This window comes from Streptomyces sp. DSM 40750 (genome assembly GCF_024612035.1).
Classification (GTDB): Bacteria; Actinomycetota; Actinomycetes; order Streptomycetales; family Streptomycetaceae; genus Streptomyces.
The window spans coordinates 7,431,735-7,454,737 of sequence record NZ_CP102513.1; the positions used below are offsets into that span (position 1 = coordinate 7,431,735).

Below are 23,003 nucleotides of genomic sequence, written 5' to 3' on the forward strand. Positions count from 1 at the left end.
CGGCTGCCTCACCAGGTGGCCCGGATCGTGAGGGACTCCGCCCTTCCGGGGCCGGACCACGGACAGGCCTGTGCCACTCCGGTGCTGAGGAACGGTTCCGTATCAGTGGTCATCGGTCCACTCCAGGAAGTAGCGGTAGAGGCGTGGTCGGCCGGTCCGTGAAGCGAGGAGCGTGCCGACCGCGGGTGCTCCTGCTCAGGGCGCACGCCGGTCGCGGGCGCCGAGGCCCTCGTCGTCCGTGTCCGTCCACAGTGAGTCGTCGTACGGGGTGTCGGGGATCGTGACGAGTTCGGGCCGCTTCGGGGACGAGGTCCCGGCGGTCGTCTCGCGCAGCAGCGCGACGCTCTCGCGCAGGTGGGTGATGTCGGCGCGGACGCGGCGCATGTCGGGCCCGCCACCGCCGATCTGCTGTTCCAGGCGTCCCACCGACCGGTACAGGTCGTCGAGGCACCGCTGGACCGATGTCAGTTCATCTTGCACGGACATGACTTGCCCTCACTTCCGCGGGTCGTGGAGGACCGAGGCGGCAACGTTCATGCGCCTGCGAGTGTTGCGCGTCACACCTCGCGCTGTGAAGGGATGTGCATCGATTGGCGGATTGCAGGCCTCCCGTGCACGCCCTTACACGCTCGGTGTGCGGCGGTGGGCGGGTGCGGCGCGTTGCGCCGCGCGGGTGACTTTTCACTCCCCGTCGCCGTGTCGCCGTCGGTCGGTCCGACCCTTCCTCTTCAGTGTGTGGCCATAGATGTGATCAGCTCCATATGCACCCAAAAGTGATCATAAACCCCGCTCGCCGACAGCGCGGCCCACCGGAGGTAGCAGAGATGTCCCACGACGGCGTCGGACTGCGCGCGGCCATGCGCTCGGTCGCCTTCCTCACCGCGGGTGCGCTCGCGGTGCCCCTGTTCACCGCGTGCAGCGAGAAGGATCCGGCGGGCAGGCCCGTCGCCGATCAGGACATCGCCCCGGCCCCCCGGGACCTGATCAAGGACGGCGGCACCCTGCGCTGGGCGGTGGACGCCGTACCGGAGACGCTGAACACGTTCCAGGCGGACGCCGACCCGGCCACGGCACGGGTCGCCGGCGCCGTACTGCCTTCGATGTACCGCATCGACGCCGGGGGGCGCCCCCGGCTCAACTCCGACTACCTGGAGTCCGCGAAGATCGTCGAGCACGAGCCCCGGCAGGTCGTGCTCTACAAGCTCAACCAGGAGGCGGTGTGGAGCGACGGCCGGGAGATCGGCGCCGCCGACTTCGCCGCGCAGTGGCGGGCTCTGTCCGGCAAGGACTCCGCGTACTGGACGGCCAGGAACGCCGGCTACGAACGCATCGCGAAGATCGAGCGGGGCGAGAACGACCTGGAGGTCCGGGTCACCTTCGCCCGACCGTACGCCGACTGGAAGTCGCTGTTCTCGCCGCTGTATCCCAAGCAGGTGACGGGCACCCCCGACTCCTTCAACGACGGCGCCCGCAAGAAGCTCAAGGTCACCGCCGGACCCTTCGCGCTGAAGGAGGTCGACCGCAAGGAAGGCGAGGTCACCCTCACCCGCAACCCCCGCTGGTGGGGCCGCCCCGCCAAGCTCTCCCAGCTGGTCCTGCGGGCCGTACCGCGCGACGAGCGGGCCGAGGCGCTGGCCGAGAACAAGGTCGACCTCGCCGAGATCGACTCGGCGCAGGCCGAGCGGATCATGCCGGCGTCGCGTGACAAGAAGAAGGCGCAGGGCGCCGGCCCCCTCTCGCGGAGCGGTCGCCCCGCCCACGGTCCCGATTCCGACCTGACGCCCGCGAAGTCCTTGCGGTCGTGGGCCATCGCGCACGGCTCGGACGAGAAGGCCGCGGACGCGGAGACCAGCGCCCGGAAGGAGCGGCGTGAGGCGATCGCCCAGTACACCGCCCAGCAGTCCGCCCTGAGTGGTTTCGCCGTCCGCCGGTCCCTCGAACCCGCCTTCACCCAGCTCGCCCTCAACGGCTCCGGGGGCCCCCTCGCCGACGAGCGCGTCCGCCGCGCCGTGGCCCGCGCCCTCGACCGCGAGGAGCTCGCCGCCCTCGTCCTGAAGCCCCTCGGGCTGCCCGCCGTCCCCGTCGGCAGCCACCTCGCCCTCGAAGGCCAGGCCGCCTACGCCGACAACAGCGGCGCCCTCGGCGGCCAGGACACCAAGGAGGCGCGGGCGCTGCTCGCCGACGCCGGATGGGAACGGGGCGGCCCGCTCAAGAAGGACAAGAAGGCGGCCGGGGCGGAGGGGGAGAAGGACGAGAAGAAGGGCGAGAAGAAGGGCGAGAAGAAGGACGAGAAGACGGGCGACCACGGCTCCGCCGCGGATACCGAATCCTCCGAGAGCGACGGCACCGACCGCGTCGGCGATGACGACAAGCCGTACGACGCCGACGGGAGGAAGGACACCGACGGGACGAAGGACGCCGAGGGGACGAAGGACAAGGGCGGAGAGAAGGACAAGGGCAGCGACGGCGAGAGGAAGGGCGAGGAAGGCGAGCACCTCGCCCAGGACGGCAAGCAGTTCGAGCAAGGCAGTGCGCCGGGCGCCTACGCGCCGAAGGGGACGCGGGCGCCCGCCGATGCCGCGCGGGGGCCGCTCGCCAAGGACGGCAAGCCGCTGACGCTGCGGTTCGTGCTGCCGTCGGGGCCGGGGACGGAGTCGCTGCGGACCGTCGGCGAGCGGATCGCGGTGATGCTGGACCGCGTCGGGATCCGTACGGAGATTTCCAAGGTCGCCGACGAGAGTTACTTCAAGGATCACATCGCGAACGGACAGTACGACCTCGCGCTGTACTCCTGGCCGACCTCCGCGTACCCGGCCACCGACGCCCGGCCGATCTACGCCAAGCCGGTGCCCGCGGCCGACGGCTCGCTGAGCGTGGAACAGAACTACACGCGGGTCGGCACGGACCAGGTCGACCAGCTCTTCGACCAGGCGGTGGCCAGCCTCGACGAGTCCGAGACCCGCTCCCTGATCCGCAAGGCGGACGCCCACATCTGGGCCGCAGCCGGGTCCATCCCCCTCTACCAGCGGCCCCAGCTCGTCGCCGCCCGCACCAACCTGGCGAACGCGGGCGCCTTCGGCTTCCAGACCCCGGTCTACGAGGACATGGGCTTCCTGAAGAAGGACGCAGGGGCGCCGGAGAGCCCCACGGAGAAGTAGGCCGGCCCACAGCAGAGCAGGGATAATCTTTCGCGGACTCCGGCCGCCGCCCCGCACGACGCGGGGCGGCGGCCGACGTACGGCGAGGAACGGGGCGGGGCGATGCATGACTCGGCACGGCGGAGCTGGGCGGCGGGCTTGGTCGCGCTGGCCTTCGCGGCGGGGGCGACGGCCTGCACCGGTGATTCCGGTGACGGGGGGATCCGGGACGACGGCGGGGCACGGGCCGCGTCCTGCACGGACGGCACGTACGCCTGGTCCGGCGTACGGCATCGGACGAAGCTGACGGCACTCGGCGAGCCGGTCACCTTCGCGAAGGGCACGGACTCCTACGAGGCCCCTCTGGAGCCCTTGGACGCCGACACGGTCCACCGGCCCGCCGTCACCGGCGCGCCCGATGGCGTCGCTCCGGCGCGGGTGATCAAGGCGCTGGGTACGCATCTGGAGGTGGCGGAACCGCTCGCGGGCCCGTCGGAGGAGGAGCGGCCCGAGGTGTCGGTCTTCGGCTGGCATGCCGGCGAGCTCGAAGGCGCGTACTACCTCTGGAAACAGATTGGGTTCGTCGACGCCGACTTCACCTACACCTGCGGGGAGGCCGAGCCGGTGCGGGGTCACGTACACACCTGGGAGACGGTCGGCAAGGGCTTCCTGCCCTGCGCCACCCCGGCGGACGGAGCGGCCGGGCGGGCCGCGGCCGAGAAGCTGTGCCCGGCCGGTTCGGGTGCGGCTCGGACGGGCTGAGCCGGGCCGCGGCCTGTCTGAGCTGGGCCTGGACCGGTCTGAGCAGGGCCGCAGCGGCCCGGGGAGCCCCTGCTGCCGCGGCCCCGTACCATGGGGTGAGGCCGTGGCGTGTCCAGCCCGGCAGGGTCCGCGCGACACAGATGTCAGCGCAGGCCGTCCTCACACCCGGGAGAAGCGCCTCACTATGGCCACGCGCCACGACATCCGCAACGTCGCCATCGTCGCCCACGTCGACCACGGCAAGACCACCTTGGTCGACGCCATGCTCAAGCAGGCCGGTGCCTTCGCCGCGCACGCCGCCGAGTCGCTCGACGACCGCATGATGGACTCGAACGACCTGGAGCGTGAGAAGGGCATCACGATCCTCGCCAAGAACACGGCGGTGAAGTACCACCCGAAGGATGGCGGCGACGTCATCACGATCAACATCATCGACACCCCCGGCCACGCCGACTTCGGCGGCGAGGTCGAGCGCGGTCTGTCCATGGTGGACGCGGTCGTGCTGCTCGTCGACGCCTCCGAGGGGCCGCTGCCGCAGACCCGCTTCGTGCTGCGCAAGGCCCTGAAGGCCCGGCTGCCCGTCATCCTGTGCATCAACAAGACGGACCGGCCCGACTCGCGCATCGACGAGGTCGTGAACGAGGCCTATGACCTCTTCCTCGACCTCGACGCCGACGAGGACCAGATCGAGTTCCCCATCGTCTACGCGTGTGCGCGTGACGGTGTCGCTTCGCTGACCAAGCCGGAGGACGGCACCGTCCCGGCCGACAGCGACAGCCTGGAGCCGTTCTTCTCCACGATCCTGTCGCACGTCCCGGCCCCGGAGTACGACGAGGCCGCCCCGCTCCAGGCGCACGTCACCAACCTGGACGCCGACAACTTCCTCGGCCGTATCGCGCTGCTCCGCGTCGAGCAGGGCGAGCTGCGCAAGGGCCAGAGCGTCACGTGGATCAAGCGTGACGGCACGATGGCCAACGTCCGCATCACCGAGCTGATGATGACCGAGGCGCTCACCCGCAAGCCCGCCGAGGTGGCCGGTCCCGGTGACATCTGTGCCGTCGCCGGTATCCCGGACATCATGATCGGCGAGACCCTCGCCGACCCCGAGAAGCCGATCGCGCTGCCGCTGATCACCGTCGACGAGCCGGCGATCTCGATGACCATCGGCACGAACACCTCGCCGCTGGTCGGCCGCGGCGGCACCGGCAAGGGCGCGGACAACAAGGCCGCGGTCAAGGACCGCAAGGTCACCGCCCGTCAGGTCAAGGACCGCCTGGACCGCGAGCTGGTCGGTAACGTCAGCCTCCGCGTCCTCGACACCGAGCGTCCCGACGCCTGGGAGGTCCAGGGCCGTGGCGAGCTGGCGCTGGCCATCCTGGTCGAGCAGATGCGCCGCGAGGGCTTCGAGCTGACCATCGGCAAGCCGCAGGTCGTCACCAAGATCGTCGACGGCAAGGTCTACGAGCCGGTCGAGCGCATGACGATCGACGTCCCCGAGGAGCACATGGGCGCGGTCACGCAGCTCATGGGTGTCCGCAAGGGCCGTATGGACAACATGTCGAACCACGGCTCCGGCTGGGTCCGCATGGAGTTCGTCGTTCCCTCCCGCGGTCTCATCGGCTTCCGTACGGAGTTCCTGACGGGTACGCGTGGCACGGGCATCGCCCACTCCATCCACGAGGGCCACGAGCCGTGGTTCGGCACGCTGACGACCCGTAACAACGGCTCGCTCGTCGCGGACCGCTCGGGTGCCGTCACCGCGTTCGCGATGACGAACCTTCAGGAGCGCGGCGTGCTCTTCACCGACCCCGGCACCGAGGTCTACGAGGGCATGATCGTCGGTGAGAACTCGCGCTCCGACGACATGGACGTGAACATCACCAAGGAGAAGAAGCTCACGAACATGCGGTCGTCCTCGGCCGACTCGTTCGAGGCGATCGTCCCGCCGCGCAAGCTCTCCCTGGAGCAGTCCCTGGAGTTCTGCCGCGACGACGAGTGCGTCGAGGTGACCCCGGAGGCCGTACGCATCCGCAAGGTCAACCTGGACGCCCGCGAGCGCGCCCGTGCGGCCAGCCGCGCCAAGCACGGCTGACGGACAGGGGACTTGGTCCGGTCGTCCGCGTCTGCGGGTGGCCGGGCCAGGTCATGTCCGGGGGCCGTTGACCGGGGCCAGGGGCGGTCGCGGCACGCCGCACGCGGAGAAGCACCAGTTGCCACCGGTGGGGCGGCACATGAGCGTGTGCCTGCTCGGCATCGATCGGGATCCGAGCCTCCTTCGTACGTCGCTACGCGTGTAGACTGGGGGCCGCAGCACGTACTGGAGTGTCTGTCGACGCTTCTGCCGAAGTGTCAAGAAGTCCTGGTTCTCCGCCTCTTGGAGGATCGGGCTTCAGGCGTATCCGTATACAGGGGAGGTCCTGTGGGGATACTGGGTATTCCGCGAAGGGTGCGAAGGGTGTCCGAGGGAGGCTGGACTTCCGGCCGGGATCCTTCGGTTCACTGTCTGTGGGCTGTGAAGCACTGTTCGGATATCGGTGATCCAGCGATCAAGTTTCGGACATGTAAACAAAAATCGTTCCCCGTATGTCCGATTCGCCTATTTCGGATCTCGCCTGTCAAGCGCGCGTAGGTGTCAATCTTTGCAATTTTTGCTCAAAATATGGACGGTAGGGAGATCCCTATGCCTTCCGCCCTTGACGCGCGTTGACCGCCTTGGCGAAAGTTCCCCCAAACCACAGAACCTGCCGGTATCTGTGCTGCGCTCAACTCTCCAACCCCCCGGGGGAAGAACAGACATGACCAGTCCAACCAAGGCCGAGGGCTCCGGGTCCGCGGTCACCTTGGACCCCGAGCTGGATTCGACCAGCGAGGTCGACAAGCCAAAGACGCTTGAAGGCCGCTCCCCCGGCGAGCTGATGTGGCAGCGCTTCCGGCGTGACCGTACCGGCATGATCTGCGCCGGGGTAGTGATTTTCTACTTCGTGCTCGCGCTGCTCGCGCCGTTGGTCACTTCGATCAGCGGGACGAACCCGTACACGCTGTACGGACAGGACCCCACGTACGTGGACGTCAATCCCGTGCTCGATGACTTCGGCCTGCCGCTCGGCTACTTCGGCGGTGTCTCGGGAGACCACTGGTTCGGCGTCGAGCCGCAGTACGGCCGTGACCTGTTCGCCATGCTGATGTACGGCATGCGCACCTCGCTCTACATGGCGCTGGGCGTGACCGGGTTGCTGATGGTCACCGGTGTCATCATCGGTCTGATCGGCGGCTACTTCGGTGGTCGTACCGACTACTGGATCGGCCGCGTCACCGACTTCTTCCTCGCCTTCCCGCAGCAGTTGTTCTTCATCGCCTTCATGCCCGTCGTCACCGCGTTCTTCGTCGACCCGCAGGAAGAGACCCCCACATACTTCCGGGCGGTGGCGATCCTGCTGGTGCTGTGGCTGCTGGGCTGGATGAGCATGGCGCGACTTGTCCGCTCCACCGTGCTGTCGCTGCGTGAGCGGGAGTTCGTGGAGGCGGCCAAGGTGTCCGGGGCCTCGCCCTGGCGGATCGTCCGCAAGGAGATCCTGCCGAACGTCGTGTCGCCGATCCTGGTGCAGTTCACGTATCAGCTGCCCAGCACGATCCTGACCATCGCGTTCCTCTCCTTCGCGGGTGTCGGCTTCGTCGAGCCCACCCCGGACTGGGGACGGCTGTTCGCCGCCGGCGCCAAGTACGCCGAGCAGGACCCGGCGTTCATGTTCTTCCCGGGCGTGGCGCTGGTGATCTTCATCCTCTGTTTCAACCTTCTCGGAGACTCCGTACGGGATGCCTTCGACCCCAAGTCCGGGCGCTGAATCGTCCATTGGTGGGGGGTGACTGCCGCCCCCGCGTCGGCCTACCAGCCGCGTCAGGCAGTACTCATGGATAACAACCGACAGGTAGGTGCTTACGCCACATGAAGTCGCTCAATTCGCGCAGAACTCGCGCCATAGTGGTCGCGATCGCGGCCGGCTCCCTCGTACTCACGGCGTGCTCGGAGAACAAGGGCAACAACTCGGGGACCGACTCGAAGAAGGACCAGAAGGAGGCGGCCGCGCAGTCGAAGGCCGTCACCTACGCCGACGCGGCCGCGTCGACCGGTCCCGCCGAGGAGGTGCCCGGCGCCAAGAGCGGTGGCACGATCGAGATCTACCAGGAGCAGGGCCTCTCGCACCTGGACCCGGGTCAGACCTACGTCTCCGATGGTGGCCAGATCGCCAACCTGATCTACCGCGGGCTGACCAACTTCGAGGAAGACGGCAAGGGCGGCGTCTCCGTCGTCGGTGACCTCGCCACCGACTCGGGCAAGTCCTCCGACGGCGGCAAGACCTGGACGTACACGCTCAAGGACGGCATCAAGGACCAGAACGGCAAGGAGATCACCTCTGCCGACATCCGCCACACCGTCGAGCGCACCTACGCCGAGTTCATCTTCGACGGCCCGAACTACCTGCAGACCTGGCTGAGCGGTCCGAAGTACCGCGAGGCCCTGCCGGACGGCGGCTACGGCAAGAAGCACCTGCCGGACTCCGTCCTGGAGACCCCGGACGACAAGACGATCGTCTTCCACTTCGACACGGCGCGTCCGGACCTGCCGCAGACGCTGGCCATGCCGGGCTACTCCATCGTTCCGGAGGAGACCGACACGAAGGAGAAGTACGACAAGGCCCCGGTCTCCCTCGGCCCGTACAAGATCTCCGAGTACAAGGTCGGCAAGTCCCTCAAGCTCGTCAAGAACGACCAGTGGGATCCGAAGACCGACTCTGTGCGCCACCAGTACGTGGACGGCTGGAACATCGACTTCGGCGTCACCGAGTCGACCCAGACGAAGCGTCTGATCGCCGACCAGGGTGCCTCCAAGAACGCCATCCAGCTCACTGGCGCCGTCGAGTCCACCCAGATCCAGAACGTCATCACCGACCCGGCCGTCAACAAGCGCACGATCAAGGGCTACCAGCCCTACGTCATGGTGCTGAACTTCAACCTGGACCGCGTCAAGAACAAGGCGGTCCGCGACGCCGTCACCTACGCGGTGAACTCCAAGTCGCTGATCGCCGGTGAGGGTGGCGCCTACGGTGGCGACCCGGCCCCGAACCTGTTCGCCCCGACCCTGCCGGGCTACGAGGCCAAGTACGACCCGTACGGCCGTCTGAAGACGCCGTCCGGCAACATCGAGAAGGCCAAGGAGCTCCTGAAGGACGTCCCGGCCTCCGAGAAGAAGCTCGTCTTCGCCTACCGCAACAGCGAGAACGAGCAGAAGCGCAAGGTCGCCCTCGAGGACGCGCTGTCCAAGGTCGGCATCGAGGTCGTCGGCAAGGAGATCGACGCCGCGAGCTTCTACGAGCAGATCGGCAAGGTCAAGAACCCGTACGACATCTACGTGACCGGCTGGGGCCAGGACTGGCCGTCCCCGGGCACGGTCGTCACGCCGATCTACGACGGTGACCAGGTCGCCGACGGTTCGCCGAACTACTCGCACGTCAACGACCCGAAGGTCCAGGAGCTCATCAAGAAGGCCCTCTCCCAGGACCCGACCGAGGCCCAGAAGACCTGGCAGGAGGCGCACCACTACATCCTGGAGGAGATCAACCCGGCTGCTCCGCTGTGGTACTCCAAGCAGTTCCAGCTCTACGGTTCGAACATCGGCGGTGCCCGCTACAGCACTGAGTCGAGCTACATCGACGTCACCCGACTGTTCCTGAAGTCGTAACTCTCTACGGCTGATCGCGGGAGTGCGCACCAGGCGGAGCGCACTCCCGCGGTTCCGTGAAACCGTCCACCCTCTCTGCAGAGAGCAGCCTCCCCGCCATGCTTCAGTTCATCATCCGGCGCCTGGCCGGTGCCGTCGTCACCTTGTTCTTGATCGGCGCCGTCACGTTCTTCCTCTTCATCGCCGGGCCGTCCGACTACGCCTCTCTGGCCTGTGGCAGGGACTGCTCCGCGACGAGAATCGAGGACATCCGCCAAGCGCTCGGCCTCAATCTGCCGGTCGCGCAACAGTTCTGGCAGTTCATGTCCGGCATCGTGACGGGCCGTGACTTCCCGGACGGCCACTGCGCCGCCCCCTGCCTCGGCCAGTCGTTCTACTCGGGCGACATGGTCTGGGACACCATCATGGACCGCTTCCCGACCACCCTTACGTTGACCGCCGGAGGCGCGATCTGCTTCCTGATCTTCGGTGTGGGCGCCGGCATGATCTCCGCCTACCGGCGGGGTTCCACGCTCGACAAGGTCGCCACGGGCACGTCCATGGTGCTCAGCTCCTTCCAGATCTACTTCCTCGGCCCGATCGTGCTGACGATCTTCGTCTACAGCACGGGCTGGATGGAGGACCCGAAGTACGTCCCCATCACCGAGGACCCGGCCGCCTGGTTCATCGGGATGTCCATCCCCGTGGTCGTGATGGCCACCATCTTCACCGCGCAGTACACGCGTATGGCTCGCGCCTCCATGATCGAGCAGCTCGCGGAGGAGCACGTACGCACCGCTCGGGCCAAGGGCATGTCGAAGAAGTACGTCTTCTTCCGCTACGCCTGGCGCGGCTCGCTCATCCCGATCGTCACAGTCCTCGGCATTGACATCAGCGCCATGCTCGGCGGTGCCGTGGTCACGGAGATCACCTTCTCCCTCCAGGGCATCGGCCGGTTGGCCGTGAACGGCGCGATGACCAAGGACCTTCCCCTGACGGTGGGCGTCATGATGTTCGGGGCCTTCTTCATCCTGATCGTGAACATCCTCACCGACATCGCGTACGCCTGGATCGACCCGCGCGTCCGGCTCTCCTAGGAAGAACGAACCACCGTGACCACACTGACCAAGACCGAGGACGCCCCGGCCCCGACCGGGCCCGAGAGCTTCCTCTCGGTCCGTGACCTGCGGGTGCAGTTCTCCACCGAGGACGGCATCGTCAAGGCCGTCGACGGACTCTCCTTCGATGTCGAGCGCGGCAAGACCCTGGGCATCGTCGGTGAGTCGGGATCCGGTAAATCCGTCACCAACCTGACGGTTCTCGGCCTGCACAACCCGCGCACCAGTACCGTCGACGGGGAGATCCTCCTCGACGGCAAGGAACTCGTCACCGCCACCGAGAAGGAGCTGGAGCAGCTCCGCGGCAACAAGATGGCGATGATCTTCCAGGACCCGCTGACGGCCCTGTCGCCGTACTACACGGTGGGCCGGCAGCTGTCCGAGCCGTTCATGAAGCACCGCGGCGCCTCCAAGAAGGAGGCCAAGGACCGGGCGATCCAGATGCTGGAGAAGGTCGGCATCCCGCAGCCCAAGGTGCGCTTCGACGACTACCCGCACCAGTTCTCCGGCGGTATGCGCCAGCGCGCGATGATCGCCATGGCGCTGATGTGCGACCCCGACCTGCTGATCGCCGACGAGCCGACGACCGCGCTCGACGTGACCGTGCAGGCACAGATCCTCGACCTGCTCAAGGATCTCCAGCAGGAGTTCGGCTCCGCGATCATCTTCATCACCCACGACCTCGGCGTCATCTCGAACATGGCCGACGACCTGCTGGTGATGTACGCGGGCCGGGCCGTGGAGCGCGGCAGCGTCAAGGAAGTGCTGCGGTCCCCCAAGCACCCCTACACCTGGGGTCTGTTGAGCTCGATGCCGCGCCTGGACGGCGACATCCACGAGATGCTGACGCCGATCCCCGGCTCCCCGCCCTCGTTGCTCAACCCGCCCTCCGGCTGCCCCTTCCACCCCCGGTGCGCGTTCACCGGCGAGGTCACCGGCACCCTGTGCACCGACACACGGCCCCCGCTGGCCGAGGGCCGGGCCTCCGCGTGCCACTTGACCGCGGAGCAGAAGCAGACCATCTTCATCGACAAGATCCAGCCCCGGCTGCGCTAGGGAGAACCGAGATCATGAGCGACAACCTCACCCTCCCCGCACAGCAGGGCTCCACCGGCACATCGACGGAGCCCCTCCTTGAGGTCCAGGGCCTGACCAAACACTTCCCCATCTACGGCGGGTTCCCGATCAAACGCAAGGTCGGCGCCGTGCAGGCGGTCGACGGCGTCGATCTGACCGTCGGTGTCGGCGAGAGCGTCGGCCTGGTGGGCGAGTCAGGCTGCGGCAAGTCGACGACGGGCCGGCTGATCACGCGGCTGCTGGAGCCGAGCGCCGGGAAGATCACGTACGCGGGCCAGGACATCACGCACGCCTCGCGCCGGAAGCTGGCGCCGGTCCGGTCCGAGATCCAGATGATCTTCCAGGACCCGTACTCCTCGCTGAACCCGCGGCAGACCGTCGGCACCATCATCAAGTCGCCGATGGAGGTCAACGGGATCGAGCCGGAGGGCGGCCGGGAGAAGAAGGTCCGCGAGCTGCTGGAGCTCGTCGGCCTCAACCCCGAGCACTACAACCGCTTCCCGCACGAGTTCTCCGGCGGTCAGCGCCAGCGCATCGGTGTCGCCCGCGCACTGGCGCTGAGCCCGAAGCTGATCGTGGCGGACGAGCCGGTCTCCGCGCTGGACGTGTCGATCCAGGCCCAGGTGGTGAACCTACTCCAGAAGGTGCAGCAGGAGCTGGGCATCGCCTTCCTGTTCATCGCCCACGACCTCGCCATCGTCCGGCACTTCTCGCAGCGCGTGGCTGTGATGTACCTCGGCAAGGTGGTGGAGGTCGGCGACCGGGACTCGATCTACAACCGGCCCCGCCACCCCTACACCCACGCACTCCTCTCCGCGGTCCCCGAGGTCGAGATCGCCGAAGAGGGCCAGGACAAGGAGCGAATCCGGCTCTACGGCGACGTGCCCTCGCCGATCTCGCCGCCGTCCGGCTGCCGCTTCCGCACTCGCTGCTGGAAGGCACAGGACAAGTGCGCCGCGGAGGAGCCCCCGCTGCTCCAGATCTCCGGCAACCGTGACGGCCACCTGACGGCATGCCACTTCCCGGAGGATCCGACGACGGAGGCCCGTGGAGAGGACGTCGTGTTGGACCCGGCGCTGAAGGCGCTGGAGAAGGATGCCGCAGGCAAGTCTGGGCAGAAGGTCACGAAGGACTGATCCTTGGTGTCCGGCACACCGGGCGGCGACGAACTACCGGCTGGGGAGGGGAAGTTACCCCTCCCCAGTTCCTTTGCTCCACCTCAGATGTATCTCAAGTTGCGTGACATGGACTCGACAGTTCGGTGAGGATATCCGTCGTAGGTGCTCGATGATCCGGCGTCGATGAATGCGGCGTCGACAACGAAACTGCGCTCGGGGATGAAAATGACCATCAGGCGAAGCGTTCTTGTTGGTGCGATGACATCGGCGATGGCTGTGGGGTTGGCTGTCAGTGCTCCCGCGCCCACTGCTCAAGCCGAAGCGGGTGGCCGTTGGTACATGGTGAACAAGTACAACGGGAAGTGCGTCAAGGGAAATGGGGTCAAGGAGAAGCTGGTCCTGGCCACGTGTAAGAAGAAGGACGCCTTCCACTGGAACAACTACGGTTCGGCTCAGTACGCGAACTACAGTGCGCCCACGATTTCCTACGCCGCTTGCATCGCGGACAACGGCAAGAACAAGCCGGTCTACCTGAGGGCGTGCAACGGAGGCAAGGGAACTAAGAGCTTCGCTCTCGCTTCCCTGAAGAAGGGGGCCAAGACCCCAATCGCCGGAAACTGTGGCTATTTGCAGGCGGTGAACAAGACCACCCTCAAGTGTGGAAGGAAGCCTTCCAATTTCAATAAGGCTACTTGGGTCATAAAGTACTCGCTGAAGTGATCAATGCTTCGCTTGGCGATCTAGAAAAGCGAGGCGGCGTCACCGGGAAGTTCGGTGGCGCCGCCTCGGTGCTGCGTGAATAGCATCTGCCGTGAGTGGCGTCCTGGGTGGCTGCGTTTCGAACAAGGCTGGACGAATCGGTGAGCGCGGAATGGAAGTCAGGTGAGGGAGTGGCCACGGTCGTTTTGTTCGACGTGGACGGCGTGCTGATCGACACCGCCGACGCCCACGGCCGGGTCTGGCGGGCCTGGGCGCGGGCGCGGGGGCTGGACCCCGAGGCGGTGTGGGTGGCCACGCAGGGGCGGCGGCGGGCGGACATCCTGCGGCTGGTGGCGCCGGAGCGCGATCCGGCCGAGGAACACCGCGCCCTGGACCGGCTGATGGCGGCCGAGGAACCCGGCTTCCGTGCCTTCGACGGGGCCGCCGGGCTGCTGCGCGCCCTGGGACCGGGCCGCTGGGCCGTCGTCACCTCCAGCCGCGCCGAGCCCACCGCCGCGCGGCTCGCCCGTACGGGGCTGGTGGTGCCCGAGGTACGGGTCTGCGCCGAGGACGTCTCCGAGGGCAAGCCGTCGCCCGAGGGTTATCTGACCGCCGCCGCACGACTGGGCGCGGACCCGGCCCGGTGCCTGGTCGTCGAGGACGCGCCGGCCGGTATAGCGGCGGGGCTCGCGGCCGGTTGCACGGTGTACGCGGTGGCCTCCACGCACCGGCCCGAGGAACTCCGGGACGCGCACGTGTGTTTCGGGTCGCTGAGGGAGGCGGCGGGGGCGGTTCTGCGCGCGGTGGGTTGAGGGGAACCCGGCCGGAGACGGCACCGGCGGCCGAATTCGGTGGCGGAGCCACGGTGAATGGCGGGACCCTGGCCGGTGGCGGAACCGTGGCCGGAGACGCCGGCGTGGTGGAAGAGGGGGCCGGGGCGCAAGAGGCCGTCGGTCCGGTACGCCGTACCCGCGTCACCGAGGAGTGATCCGTACATGCCCGAGCCCGATGACCTGCGCAGCCACGACCTCTCCGTCCTCTCCGAGCGGTCCGCCCGGGACCTGGACTCCGCCGAGGGCATCCTCGGCCTGCTGACCGGCTGGGCGGCGGAGCGGCTGCGGCTGGCCCGGGAGGCGGCCGAGCCGGACCCGGAGACGGTCGCGCGCTGGACGGCGGAGCACGAGCGGTACGCCGAACTGATGCGTCGGGTAAGGAAGTTGACCCCCAATGAGCTGCGGCGCGTGGTCGAGGAGCTGGGCCCGGTGGCCCGGCGGGCCGTGGAGGAGGGGCGGTGACGGGGGAGGAGCCGGGGAGAGCCGAGGGGGCCGGAGCAAGGCCTCGGTCGCGGGCTTCGGGTCCGGGGGCGCAGCCCACGGCGCCCGAGCCGCCGTCCCCCGACCCGTTACGGCACGCCCTCCCGCCCGACCGGCACCGGCAGGTCTACCGGGAGGTGATCGCCCCGGCCGTGCTGGTCGGGGAGGGGGCCGAGCGGCCGAGGGTGATCGTGCTCGGCGGGCAGCCGGGCTCCGGGAAGTCCAATGTCGCCCGGGCCCTCGTCGGAGACCGGGACCCAGTGAAGATCTCCAGCGACGGCATCCGTGAACTGCACCCCAAGTGGCCGGAGTTGCTGCGCGCCGACGACACCACGGCCGGCTTCTACACCCATCACGACGCCCGTGCCTGGGTGGAGACCGCGATCGGGGACGCCGTCGACCGGCGGCTCGACGTGCTGTTCGACACCGCCCAGGACGATCCCGAGCGCACCCGGCGGCTGCTGAACCGGTTCCGTGAGGCCGGGTACGAGATCGACGTGGTGTTCGTCGCCGGGGGCTCAGCGCTGAGCCGGCTGGGTGTGCTGGAGCGGTACCACACCGACCGGCTGGCCCAGGGCGGCGCCCGCTTCGTGGAGGACCCCGACCGCTCGTTCCCGGGTGTCCTCGCCAGCGCCCGGGTCATCGACGAGGAGCGGCTCGCGGACTCGGTGACGGTCTACCGCCGCGACGGCACCGCCCTCCACCGCAACACACTCGGCCCCGACGGCGACTGGACCCGGCCCACCGGCACGGACACCGCCCTGCGCACGGAACGCGAACGTCCGTGGACCCGGGACGAGTCGGAGTGGTTCGCCACCACCGCGGAGAAGCTCGCCAAGGTCAAGCCGGAGGAGCTGGGCGAGCCGATCCAGCCGCGCTGGCGGGGACTCGTCTCGGACGCGGTCGCCGCCGCCCAGCCGTACGCCGACCCCGCGGTGGCCGACCGGCTGCACCGCCTGCGAACGGCCCTCCAGCAGCCGGCACCGGGGGCGGCCGCAGGACCTGGTGTGTCCTCGGCGGCGACGATGCGGTCGCCGGGCGGGGCCGCGAACCGTACGCCGGGCACTCCTGGGACACCGGGGCCGCAGCGCGCTCCGGGCGCCCCGCAGGCTCCCCACCGCCCTCCCGCGAACCCGCAGCCGAACGACAACAATCCCGGCCCGACCCGGAACCGCTGAATCACCTGCCGCACCGAGTCACCTGACTTACCTCACGCACCTGACGGACCCACTCACCCACTCACCGACTCACACGGAGACACCAGTTGAGCCCCAAGCCCCCCACCATCCACAGCCTCACCTTCGACTGCACCGGCGACCCGTACGACCTCGGCCTCTTCTGGAGCGAACTGCTCGGCCGGCCGCTGGCCGACGACGACAAGCCCGGTGATCCGGAGGCGCTGATCGCGGATCCGGCCGGGGGGCCCAGGCTGCTGTTCGTCCGGGTGCCCGAGGGCAAGTCGGCGAAGAACCGGCTCCACTTCGATCTGAAGCCGCACGGCCGCACCCGTGCCGAGGAGGTCGAGCGGGCGCTCGCGCTGGGCGCCCGTGTGATCGCGGACCACACCCGCCCCGACGGCGGCGGCTGGGTCCTCATGGCCGACCCCGAGGGCAACGAATTCTGTGTGGAGCGGGGCGAATTGGGTTGAGCTCAGTTGTTGCTCAAGAGGCGTGTGGCGTGTGTATTGGGTGAGGTCGCTCATAGAAATGGAACATCTTCCGAACGTGAGAGCGCAGCCCCCGAGACCGTCATAGCCACCACATCCGCTGCTCTGCAAGCCCTCATCGGCGGAATCAACGGCGAGACTCTCGGCCTGGCCTCGCGTCGCACAGGCTGAAGCGGTCGGCCCCACCCCGCCGCAACGGCGGCCTGCGGGCCGCTCGGCCCCAGCCGTCGGCAAGTGGGCGCCCAGTCCCACAGCGCAAGCACGAAATCCCATGTGGCGGCAGGCCCGGGTGGGACTCCGCGGACACTTGTGGCCAGAGCCGTCCTGGGGCAGGGCCGTGCAGACGTGGCCGAACCCGACGGCCCCGGCCGGTCCCCGCCCCGGCCGCGGTGCCGTCCCCGCCCCCGTCCCCGCCCCCACCCCCGACTTCGCCCGCGCGCCCCCACCCCCGACTCCGCCCGCGCGATCCCACGTAAGACGCAGTGAGTGCGTACATCCGGATGGAGGCGTTCCCCCGGACGGGCCGAGTGATGTGCGCTATGCGTGCAACCGGTTGATATTGGCCGGTAACGGAACAGCGCCCCGGCGCTGGAGCACAGCGCAGTACCGCAGACCACTGCGCACTCACGAGGAGGCACTCCATGCGTGGAGCCACGCACGCCCGATGGATCGCCGGTGCGGCGGCGGTGGCTCTCGCCGCGACCGCCTGCGGGGGCGGGGAGGACGACGGCGGCAGCGGCAGCGGTGACACCGGCGCCGTGCTCAGCTCCTCGTGGGGGGACCCGCAGAACCCGCTGGAGCCGGCCAACACCAACGAGGTGCAGGGCGGCAAGGTGCTCGACATGATCTTCCGCGGGCTGAAGCGGTACGACCCCAGGACCGGTGAGGCGAAGGACATGCTCGCCGAGGAGATCGAGACGACCGACTCGCAGAACTTCACCATCACCATCAAGGACGGCTGGACCTTCAGCAACGGCGAGAAGGTCACCGCGAAGTCCTTCGTGGACGCCTGGAACTACGGGGCGAGTCTGAAGAACAACCAGCGGAACGCGTACTTCTTCGAGTACATCGAGGGCTACGACAAGACCCATCCCGCCGAGGGCGAGCAGACCGCCGACACCCTCTCCGGGCTGAAGGTCGTCGACGACAAGACCTTCACGGTCAAGCTCACCCAGAAGTTCTCGACCTTCCCCGACACCCTCGGCTACAACGCCTTCGCCCCGCTGCCCCAGTCGTTCTTCACCGACCACGACGCCTGGCTGAGCAAGCCCGTCGGCAACGGCCCGTACGCCGTCGACTCGTACACCAAGGGCTCCCAGCTCTCCGTGCGGAAGTGGGACGACTACCCGGGCGAGGACAAGGCGCGGAACGGCGGCGTGGACCTGAAGGTCTACACCGACAACAACACCGCCTACACCGACCTGATGGCGGGCAACCTCGACCTCGTCGACGACGTCCCCGCCGCCCAGCTGAAGAACGTCGAGGCCGACCTCGGCGACCGGTACATCAACACCCCGGCCGGCATCATCCAGACCCTCGCCTTCCCGTTCTACGACGAGACCTGGGGCAAGGACGGCATGGAGAAGGTCCGCGAGGGCCTGTCCCGGGCCATCGACCGCGACCAGATCACCGACACCATCTTCCAGAAGACCCGCACCCCAGCCACCGACTGGACCTCACCCGTCCTCGGCGAGGAGGGCGGCTACAAGGAGGGCCTGTGCGGTGACGCCTGCGAGTACGACCCGGACGCGGCCAAGAAGCTGATCGAGGAGGGCGGCGGACTGCCCGGCGGCCAGGTCAAGATCACGTACAACGCGGACACCGGCTCCCACAAGCAGTGGGTCGACGCCGTCTGCAACTCCGTCAACAACGCCCTCGACAACGACAAGGCGTGTGTCGGCAACCCGGTCGGCACCTTCGCCGACTTCCGCAATCAGATCACCGAGCGGAAGATGAGCGGGCCGTTCCGCGCCGGCTGGCAGATGGACTACCCGCTCATCCAGAACTTCCTGCAGCCGCTGTACTACACCAACGCCTCCTCCAACGACGGCAAGTGGACCAACGCCGAGTTCGACAAGCTCGTCGACGAGGCCAACGCCGAGTCCGACACGGCGACGGCGGTGGAGAAGTTCCAGCAGGCCGAGGAGGTCGTCCGGGACAACATGGCCGCCATCCCGCTCTGGTACCAGAACGGCAGCGCGGGCTACTCGGAGCGCCTCTCCGACGTTTCGTTGAACCCGTTCAGCGTGCCGGTGTACGACCAGATCAAGGTCAGCTGACCTCCCATGGGACGGTACGTCGTCCGGCGCCTGCTGCAGATGATCCCGGTCTTCGTGGGCGCCACCCTCCTGATCTTCCTGATGGTGAACGTGATGGGCGACCCCATCGCGGGCCTCTGCGGCGACCGGGAGTGCGATCCGGCGACGGCCGCCCAACTGCGCCGTGAGTTCGGCCTCGACAAGCCCGTCGGGCAGCAATACCTGACCTACATGGGCAACCTCTTCACCGGCGACTTCGGCACCGCGTTCAACGGGCAGGAGGTCACCGAGCTGATGGCCTCCTCCTTCCCGGTCACCATCCGGCTGACGATCGTCGCGATCCTCTTCGAGATCGTCATCGGCATCACCCTCGGCGTCGTCACCGGCCTGCGCCGCGGCCGGCCCGTCGACACCGGGGTCCTGCTGGTCACCCTGGTCGTCATCTCGGTCCCCACCTTCGTCACCGGTCTGCTGCTCCAGTTGCTGCTCGGCGTGGAGTGGGGCTGGATCCGCCCGTCGGTCTCCTCCGACGCCCCCTTCGACGAGCTGATCGTCCCCGGGCTCGTCCTCGCCTCCGTCTCCCTCGCGTACGTCACCCGCCTGACCCGGACGTCCATCGCCGAGAACGCCCGCGCCGACTACGTCCGCACCGCCGTCGCCAAGGGCCTGCCCCGGCACCGGGTGATCCGCAAACACCTGCTGCGGAACTCCCTGATCCCCGTGGTCACCTTCATCGGCACCGACATCGGCGCCCTCATGGGCGGCGCGATCGTCACCGAGCGGATCTTCAACATCCATGGCGTCGGCTACCAGCTCTACCAGGGCATCCTCCGCCAGAACACCCAGACCGTCGTCGGCTTCGTGACCGTCCTCGTCCTGGTGTTCCTGGTCGCCAACCTGCTCGTCGACCTCCTCTACGCCGTACTCGACCCGAGGATCCGCTATGCCTGAGCCGCAGCCTCCGGAGCCGCATGTCTCGGGCGGCGGGCGTGCGGCCGAGGGCGGGGCGATCGCTGCGACGGGGATGGGCGGCGCGATGGACCTGGCGACCACCGAGGGGGAGACCTTGGAGAAGGGCCTGGGCGACGGCGGCGACCCGTCCGACAAGCCGCGCAGCCTCTGGTCGGACGCCTGGCGCGACCTGCGGCGCAACCCCGTCTTCATCATCTCGGGGCTGGTGATCCTCTTCCTGGTCGTCATCTCCCTCTGGCCGTCGCTGATCGCCTCCGGCAACCCGCTCAAGTGCGACCTGTCCAAGGCCCAGGAGGGCTCGCAGCCCGGCCACCCCTTCGGCTACGACGGCCAGGGCTGCGACGTGTACACCCGTACCGTCTACGGGGCGCGGATCTCCATCGCCGTCGGCGTCTGCGCCACACTCGGGGTCGCGATCCTCGGGTCGGTGCTGGGCGGGCTCGCCGGGTTCTTCGGCGGGTTCTGGGACTCGATCCTGTCCCGGATCACCGACGTCTTCTTCGCGATCCCGGTGGTGCTCGGCGGCCTGGTGCTGCTGTCCGTGGTGACCAACAACAGCATCTGGCCGGTGATCGGCTTCATGGTGCTGCTGGGCTGGCCGCAGATCTCCCGCATCGCCCGCGGCGCGGTCATCACCGCCAAACAGAACGACTACGTCCAGGCCGCCCGCGCCCTCGGCGCCTCCAACTCCCGCATGCTGCTGCGCCACATCACCCCGAACGCGGTCGCCCCGGTCATCGTCGTGGCCACCATCGCCCTCGGCACGTACATCGCCCTGGAGGCGACCCTGTCGTACCTCGGCGTCGGCCTGAAACCGCCCAGCGTCTCCTGGGGCATCGACATCTCCGCCGCCTCCCCGTACATCCGCAACGCCCCGCACGCCCTGCTGTGGCCCTCCGGGGCCCTGGCGATCACCGTCCTCGCGTTCATCATGCTCGGCGACGCGGTGCGCGACGCCCTCGACCCGAAGCTGAGGTGAGCCGCCGCCATGCTGCTCGAAGTGCGCGATCTGCATGTGGAGTTCAGGACCCGGGACGGGGTCGCCAAGGCCGTCAACGGGGTCGAGTACGGCGTGGACGAGGGCCAGACGCTGGCCGTGCTCGGCGAGTCCGGTTCCGGCAAGTCGGTCACCGCGCAGGCGATCATGGGCATCCTCGACATGCCGCCCGGGAAGATCACCGGCGGCGAGATCCTCTTCAAGGGCCAGGACCTGCTGAAGCTCAAGGAGGAGGAGCGGCGGAAGATCCGCGGCGCCGAGATGGCGATGATCTTCCAGGACGCGCTGTCGTCCCTGAACCCCGTACTGAGCGTCGGCGACCAGCTCGGCGAGATGTTCGTCGTCCACCGGGGCCTGTCCAAGAAGGACGCCCGCGCCAAGGCCGTCGAGCTGATGGACCGGGTCCGCATCCCGGCGGCCAAGGAGCGCGTACGGGACTATCCGCACCAGTTCTCCGGCGGCATGCGCCAGCGCATCATGATCGCCATGGCGCTGGCCCTCGAACCCGCGCTGATCATCGCCGACGAGCCCACGACGGCGCTGGACGTCACCGTCCAGGCCCAGGTCATGGACCTCCTCGCCGAACTCCGGCGCGAGCTCGACATGGGTCTCATCCTCATCACCCACGACCTCGGTGTGGTGGCCGACGTCGCCGACCGCATCGCCGTGATGTACGCGGGCCGCATCGTCGAGTCCGCCCCCGTGCACGACATCTACAAGGCCCCGGCCCACCCCTACACCCGCGGCCTCCTCGACTCGATCCCCCGGCTCGACCAGAAGGGCCAGGAGCTGTACGCCATCAAGGGCCTGCCGCCCAACCTCATGAACATCCCGCCCGGCTGCGCCTTCAACCCCCGCTGCCCGATGGCCCGCGACCTGTGCCGGACCGACGTACCCCCGCTGTACGACGTGGAGCCGTCGGACGGCATCCGGATGAGCGCCTGCCACTTCTGGAGGGAGTGCCTCGATGACCGAGTCGACAGTTGACGCAGCCGGGGCAAGGGCTGAGCCGATCCTTGAGGTCAGCGGACTGGTCAAGCACTTCCCGTTGACTCAGGGCGTTCTGTTCAAGAAGCAGGTCGGTTCCGTCAAGGCTGTTGACGGCGTTGACTTCACGCTCCACGCGGGCGAGACCCTCGGCATCGTCGGCGAGTCCGGCTGCGGCAAATCGACCGTCGCCAAGATGCTGGTCAATCTGGAGCGGCCGACGGCCGGAGCGATCAAGTACAAGGGCGAGGACATCACCACGCTTTCCGGCAAGGCCCTCAAGGCCGTCCGCCGCAACATCCAGATGGTCTTCCAGGACCCGTACACGTCCCTCAACCCCCGTATGACCGTGGGCGACATCATCGGGGAGCCGTACGACATCCACCCCGAGGTCGCGCCCAGGGGCGACCGCCGGCGCCGGGTCCAGGAACTCCTCGACGTCGTCGGTCTCAACCCCGAGTACATCAACCGCTATCCGCACCAGTTCTCCGGCGGCCAGCGCCAACGCATCGGTATCGCACGCGGGTTGGCCCTCCGCCCCGAGATCATCGTCGCCGACGAGCCCGTCTCCGCGCTCGACGTCTCGGTCCAGGCCCAGGTCATCAACCTGCTGGACCGGCTCCAGGGGGAGTTCGGACTGTCGTACGTCTTCATCGCGCACGACCTGTCGATCGTGCGGCACATCTCCGACCGGGTCGGCGTCATGTACCTCGGGCGGATCGTGGAGATCGGCCGCGACGCCGAGATCTACGACCATCCGACGCACCCCTACACCCAGGCGCTGCTCTCCGCCGTGCCCGTCCCGGACCCCGAGGCCCGCGAGCGCCGGGAGCGGATCATCCTCTTCGGCGATGTGCCCTCCCCGACGAACATCCCGTCCGGGTGCCGCTTCCGCACGCGCTGCTGGAAGGCCCAGGAGCGGTGCGCGCTGGAGGTACCGCTGCTCGCGGTCCCGGCGGAGTTCCGGCTCACGACCGGCCCGGCGGCCCATGACTCGGCCTGCCATTTCGCGGAGGAGAAGCAGGTCGTTCCACCGGAGGAGCCGCCCGACGAACCTACGGACGATCATGTGGATGGCGCCGAATAGCCACACAAATACGCATCAACCGCGTTAACACGCAAGCAACTTGACTGACCCCGTTCCGATATACGGACACGCGAATCTAAAACACGTACGGCCGTG

At 68.2% G+C, this 23,003-nt stretch carries 20 protein-coding genes; 19 read left to right on the forward strand and 1 reads right to left on the reverse strand.

Annotation, left to right across the window (positions count from 1 at the left end):
• Positions 1–195: 195 nt before the first annotated feature.
• The gene (locus tag JIX55_RS33195; RefSeq protein WP_257566909.1) at positions 196–486 is read right to left on the reverse strand and encodes a hypothetical protein; all 291 of its coding nucleotides are present in this window, start codon (positions 484–486) and stop codon (positions 196–198) included.
• Between the two features lie 338 nt (positions 487–824).
• Here JIX55_RS33195 and JIX55_RS33200 point away from each other — a divergent pair, with 338 nt between their 5' ends.
• The 19 genes from JIX55_RS33200 (at position 825) to JIX55_RS33290 (ending at position 22,907) form a co-directional block, all read left to right on the forward strand.
• Positions 825–3,158: an ABC transporter family substrate-binding protein gene (locus JIX55_RS33200; RefSeq protein WP_257566910.1), complete on the forward strand. Its 2,334-nt coding sequence runs from the start codon at positions 825–827 to the stop codon at positions 3,156–3,158.
• A gap of 102 nt (positions 3,159–3,260) precedes the next feature.
• Positions 3,261–3,899 (forward strand): hypothetical protein, encoded by a 639-nt coding sequence (locus tag JIX55_RS33205; protein WP_257566911.1) that lies wholly within the window; start codon positions 3,261–3,263, stop codon positions 3,897–3,899.
• 184 nt (positions 3,900–4,083) lie between these two features.
• Positions 4,084–5,991: a translational GTPase TypA gene (gene typA / locus JIX55_RS33210; RefSeq protein ID WP_257566912.1), complete on the forward strand. Its 1,908-nt coding sequence runs from the start codon at positions 4,084–4,086 to the stop codon at positions 5,989–5,991.
• Positions 5,992–6,694: 703 nt separating this feature from the next.
• Positions 6,695–7,741, forward strand: a complete 1,047-nt coding sequence (locus JIX55_RS33215; RefSeq protein ID WP_257566913.1) for an ABC transporter permease — start codon at positions 6,695–6,697, stop codon at positions 7,739–7,741.
• A 101-nt stretch (positions 7,742–7,842) separates the two neighbouring features.
• On the forward strand, positions 7,843–9,636 hold the full coding sequence (locus JIX55_RS33220; protein WP_257566914.1) for an ABC transporter substrate-binding protein: 1,794 nt from the start codon (positions 7,843–7,845) through the stop codon (positions 9,634–9,636).
• A gap of 98 nt (positions 9,637–9,734) precedes the next feature.
• The gene (locus tag JIX55_RS33225) at positions 9,735–10,712 is read left to right on the forward strand and encodes an ABC transporter permease (protein WP_257566915.1); all 978 of its coding nucleotides are present in this window, start codon (positions 9,735–9,737) and stop codon (positions 10,710–10,712) included.
• Between the two features lie 15 nt (positions 10,713–10,727).
• Positions 10,728–11,789 (forward strand): ABC transporter ATP-binding protein, encoded by a 1,062-nt coding sequence (locus tag JIX55_RS33230; RefSeq protein ID WP_257566916.1) that lies wholly within the window; start codon positions 10,728–10,730, stop codon positions 11,787–11,789.
• Between the two features lie 14 nt (positions 11,790–11,803).
• Positions 11,804–12,946, forward strand: coding sequence for an ABC transporter ATP-binding protein (locus JIX55_RS33235; RefSeq protein ID WP_257566917.1), 1,143 nt, complete (start codon positions 11,804–11,806; stop codon positions 12,944–12,946).
• Between the two features lie 144 nt (positions 12,947–13,090).
• Entirely contained in the window at positions 13,091–13,648 is a 558-nt protein-coding gene (locus JIX55_RS33240; protein ID WP_257566918.1) for a hypothetical protein, read from the forward strand.
• A gap of 170 nt (positions 13,649–13,818) precedes the next feature.
• A complete protein-coding gene (locus JIX55_RS33245; RefSeq protein ID WP_257566919.1) occupies positions 13,819–14,439 on the forward strand; it encodes an HAD-IA family hydrolase in 621 nt (206 codons plus the stop codon).
• A 53-nt stretch (positions 14,440–14,492) separates the two neighbouring features.
• Positions 14,493–14,615, forward strand: a complete 123-nt coding sequence (locus JIX55_RS33250) for a hypothetical protein (protein ID WP_257566920.1) — start codon at positions 14,493–14,495, stop codon at positions 14,613–14,615.
• 7 nt (positions 14,616–14,622) lie between these two features.
• Positions 14,623–14,922, forward strand: a complete 300-nt coding sequence (locus JIX55_RS33255) for a hypothetical protein (RefSeq protein WP_257566921.1) — start codon at positions 14,623–14,625, stop codon at positions 14,920–14,922.
• Entirely contained in the window at positions 14,919–16,118 is a 1,200-nt protein-coding gene (locus JIX55_RS33260) for a zeta toxin family protein (protein WP_257566922.1), read from the forward strand. Before JIX55_RS33255 ends, JIX55_RS33260 begins: the two co-directional genes overlap by 4 nt.
• Positions 16,119–16,204: 86 nt before the next feature.
• Positions 16,205–16,588 carry a VOC family protein gene (locus JIX55_RS33265; RefSeq protein ID WP_257566923.1) on the forward strand — a complete coding sequence of 128 codons (384 nt, stop codon included), beginning with the start codon at positions 16,205–16,207 and terminating at the stop codon, positions 16,586–16,588.
• A gap of 659 nt (positions 16,589–17,247) precedes the next feature.
• A complete protein-coding gene (locus JIX55_RS33270; protein ID WP_257566924.1) occupies positions 17,248–18,885 on the forward strand; it encodes a peptide ABC transporter substrate-binding protein in 1,638 nt (545 codons plus the stop codon).
• Positions 18,886–18,891: 6 nt separating this feature from the next.
• Positions 18,892–19,815, forward strand: coding sequence for an ABC transporter permease (locus JIX55_RS33275; RefSeq protein WP_257566925.1), 924 nt, complete (start codon positions 18,892–18,894; stop codon positions 19,813–19,815).
• Positions 19,808–20,815 carry an ABC transporter permease gene (locus JIX55_RS33280; RefSeq protein ID WP_257566926.1) on the forward strand — a complete coding sequence of 336 codons (1,008 nt, stop codon included), beginning with the start codon at positions 19,808–19,810 and terminating at the stop codon, positions 20,813–20,815. Before JIX55_RS33275 ends, JIX55_RS33280 begins: the two co-directional genes overlap by 8 nt.
• A gap of 9 nt (positions 20,816–20,824) precedes the next feature.
• Positions 20,825–21,820 (forward strand): ABC transporter ATP-binding protein, encoded by a 996-nt coding sequence (locus JIX55_RS33285; protein WP_257566927.1) that lies wholly within the window; start codon positions 20,825–20,827, stop codon positions 21,818–21,820.
• Positions 21,801–22,907 carry an ABC transporter ATP-binding protein gene (locus tag JIX55_RS33290; protein WP_257566929.1) on the forward strand — a complete coding sequence of 369 codons (1,107 nt, stop codon included), beginning with the start codon at positions 21,801–21,803 and terminating at the stop codon, positions 22,905–22,907. Before JIX55_RS33285 ends, JIX55_RS33290 begins: the two co-directional genes overlap by 20 nt.
• Positions 22,908–23,003 lie beyond the last annotated feature (96 nt).

What these genes read in the sequence shown, in the direction of transcription:
- JIX55_RS33270 (WP_257566924.1), top strand. Translation starts at nt 17,248, where the DNA reads ATGCGTGGAGCCACGCACGCCCGATGGATCGCCGGTGCGGCGGCGGTG.
- JIX55_RS33285 (WP_257566927.1), top strand. Translation starts at nt 20,825, where the DNA reads ATGCTGCTCGAAGTGCGCGATCTGCATGTGGAGTTCAGGACCCGGGAC.
- JIX55_RS33220 (WP_257566914.1), top strand. Translation starts at nt 7,843, where the DNA reads ATGAAGTCGCTCAATTCGCGCAGAACTCGCGCCATAGTGGTCGCGATC.
- typA (WP_257566912.1), top strand. Translation starts at nt 4,084, where the DNA reads ATGGCCACGCGCCACGACATCCGCAACGTCGCCATCGTCGCCCACGTC.
- JIX55_RS33225 (WP_257566915.1), top strand. Translation starts at nt 9,735, where the DNA reads ATGCTTCAGTTCATCATCCGGCGCCTGGCCGGTGCCGTCGTCACCTTG.
- JIX55_RS33290 (WP_257566929.1), top strand. Translation starts at nt 21,801, where the DNA reads ATGACCGAGTCGACAGTTGACGCAGCCGGGGCAAGGGCTGAGCCGATC.
- JIX55_RS33235 (WP_257566917.1), top strand. Translation starts at nt 11,804, where the DNA reads ATGAGCGACAACCTCACCCTCCCCGCACAGCAGGGCTCCACCGGCACA.
- JIX55_RS33255 (WP_257566921.1), top strand. Translation starts at nt 14,623, where the DNA reads ATGCCCGAGCCCGATGACCTGCGCAGCCACGACCTCTCCGTCCTCTCC.
- JIX55_RS33215 (WP_257566913.1), top strand. Translation starts at nt 6,695, where the DNA reads ATGACCAGTCCAACCAAGGCCGAGGGCTCCGGGTCCGCGGTCACCTTG.
- JIX55_RS33280 (WP_257566926.1), top strand. Translation starts at nt 19,808, where the DNA reads ATGCCTGAGCCGCAGCCTCCGGAGCCGCATGTCTCGGGCGGCGGGCGT.
- JIX55_RS33275 (WP_257566925.1), top strand. Translation starts at nt 18,892, where the DNA reads ATGGGACGGTACGTCGTCCGGCGCCTGCTGCAGATGATCCCGGTCTTC.
- JIX55_RS33195 (WP_257566909.1), bottom strand. Translation starts at nt 486, where the DNA reads ATGTCCGTGCAAGATGAACTGACATCGGTCCAGCGGTGCCTCGACGAC.
- JIX55_RS33200 (WP_257566910.1), top strand. Translation starts at nt 825, where the DNA reads ATGTCCCACGACGGCGTCGGACTGCGCGCGGCCATGCGCTCGGTCGCC.
- JIX55_RS33205 (WP_257566911.1), top strand. Translation starts at nt 3,261, where the DNA reads ATGCATGACTCGGCACGGCGGAGCTGGGCGGCGGGCTTGGTCGCGCTG.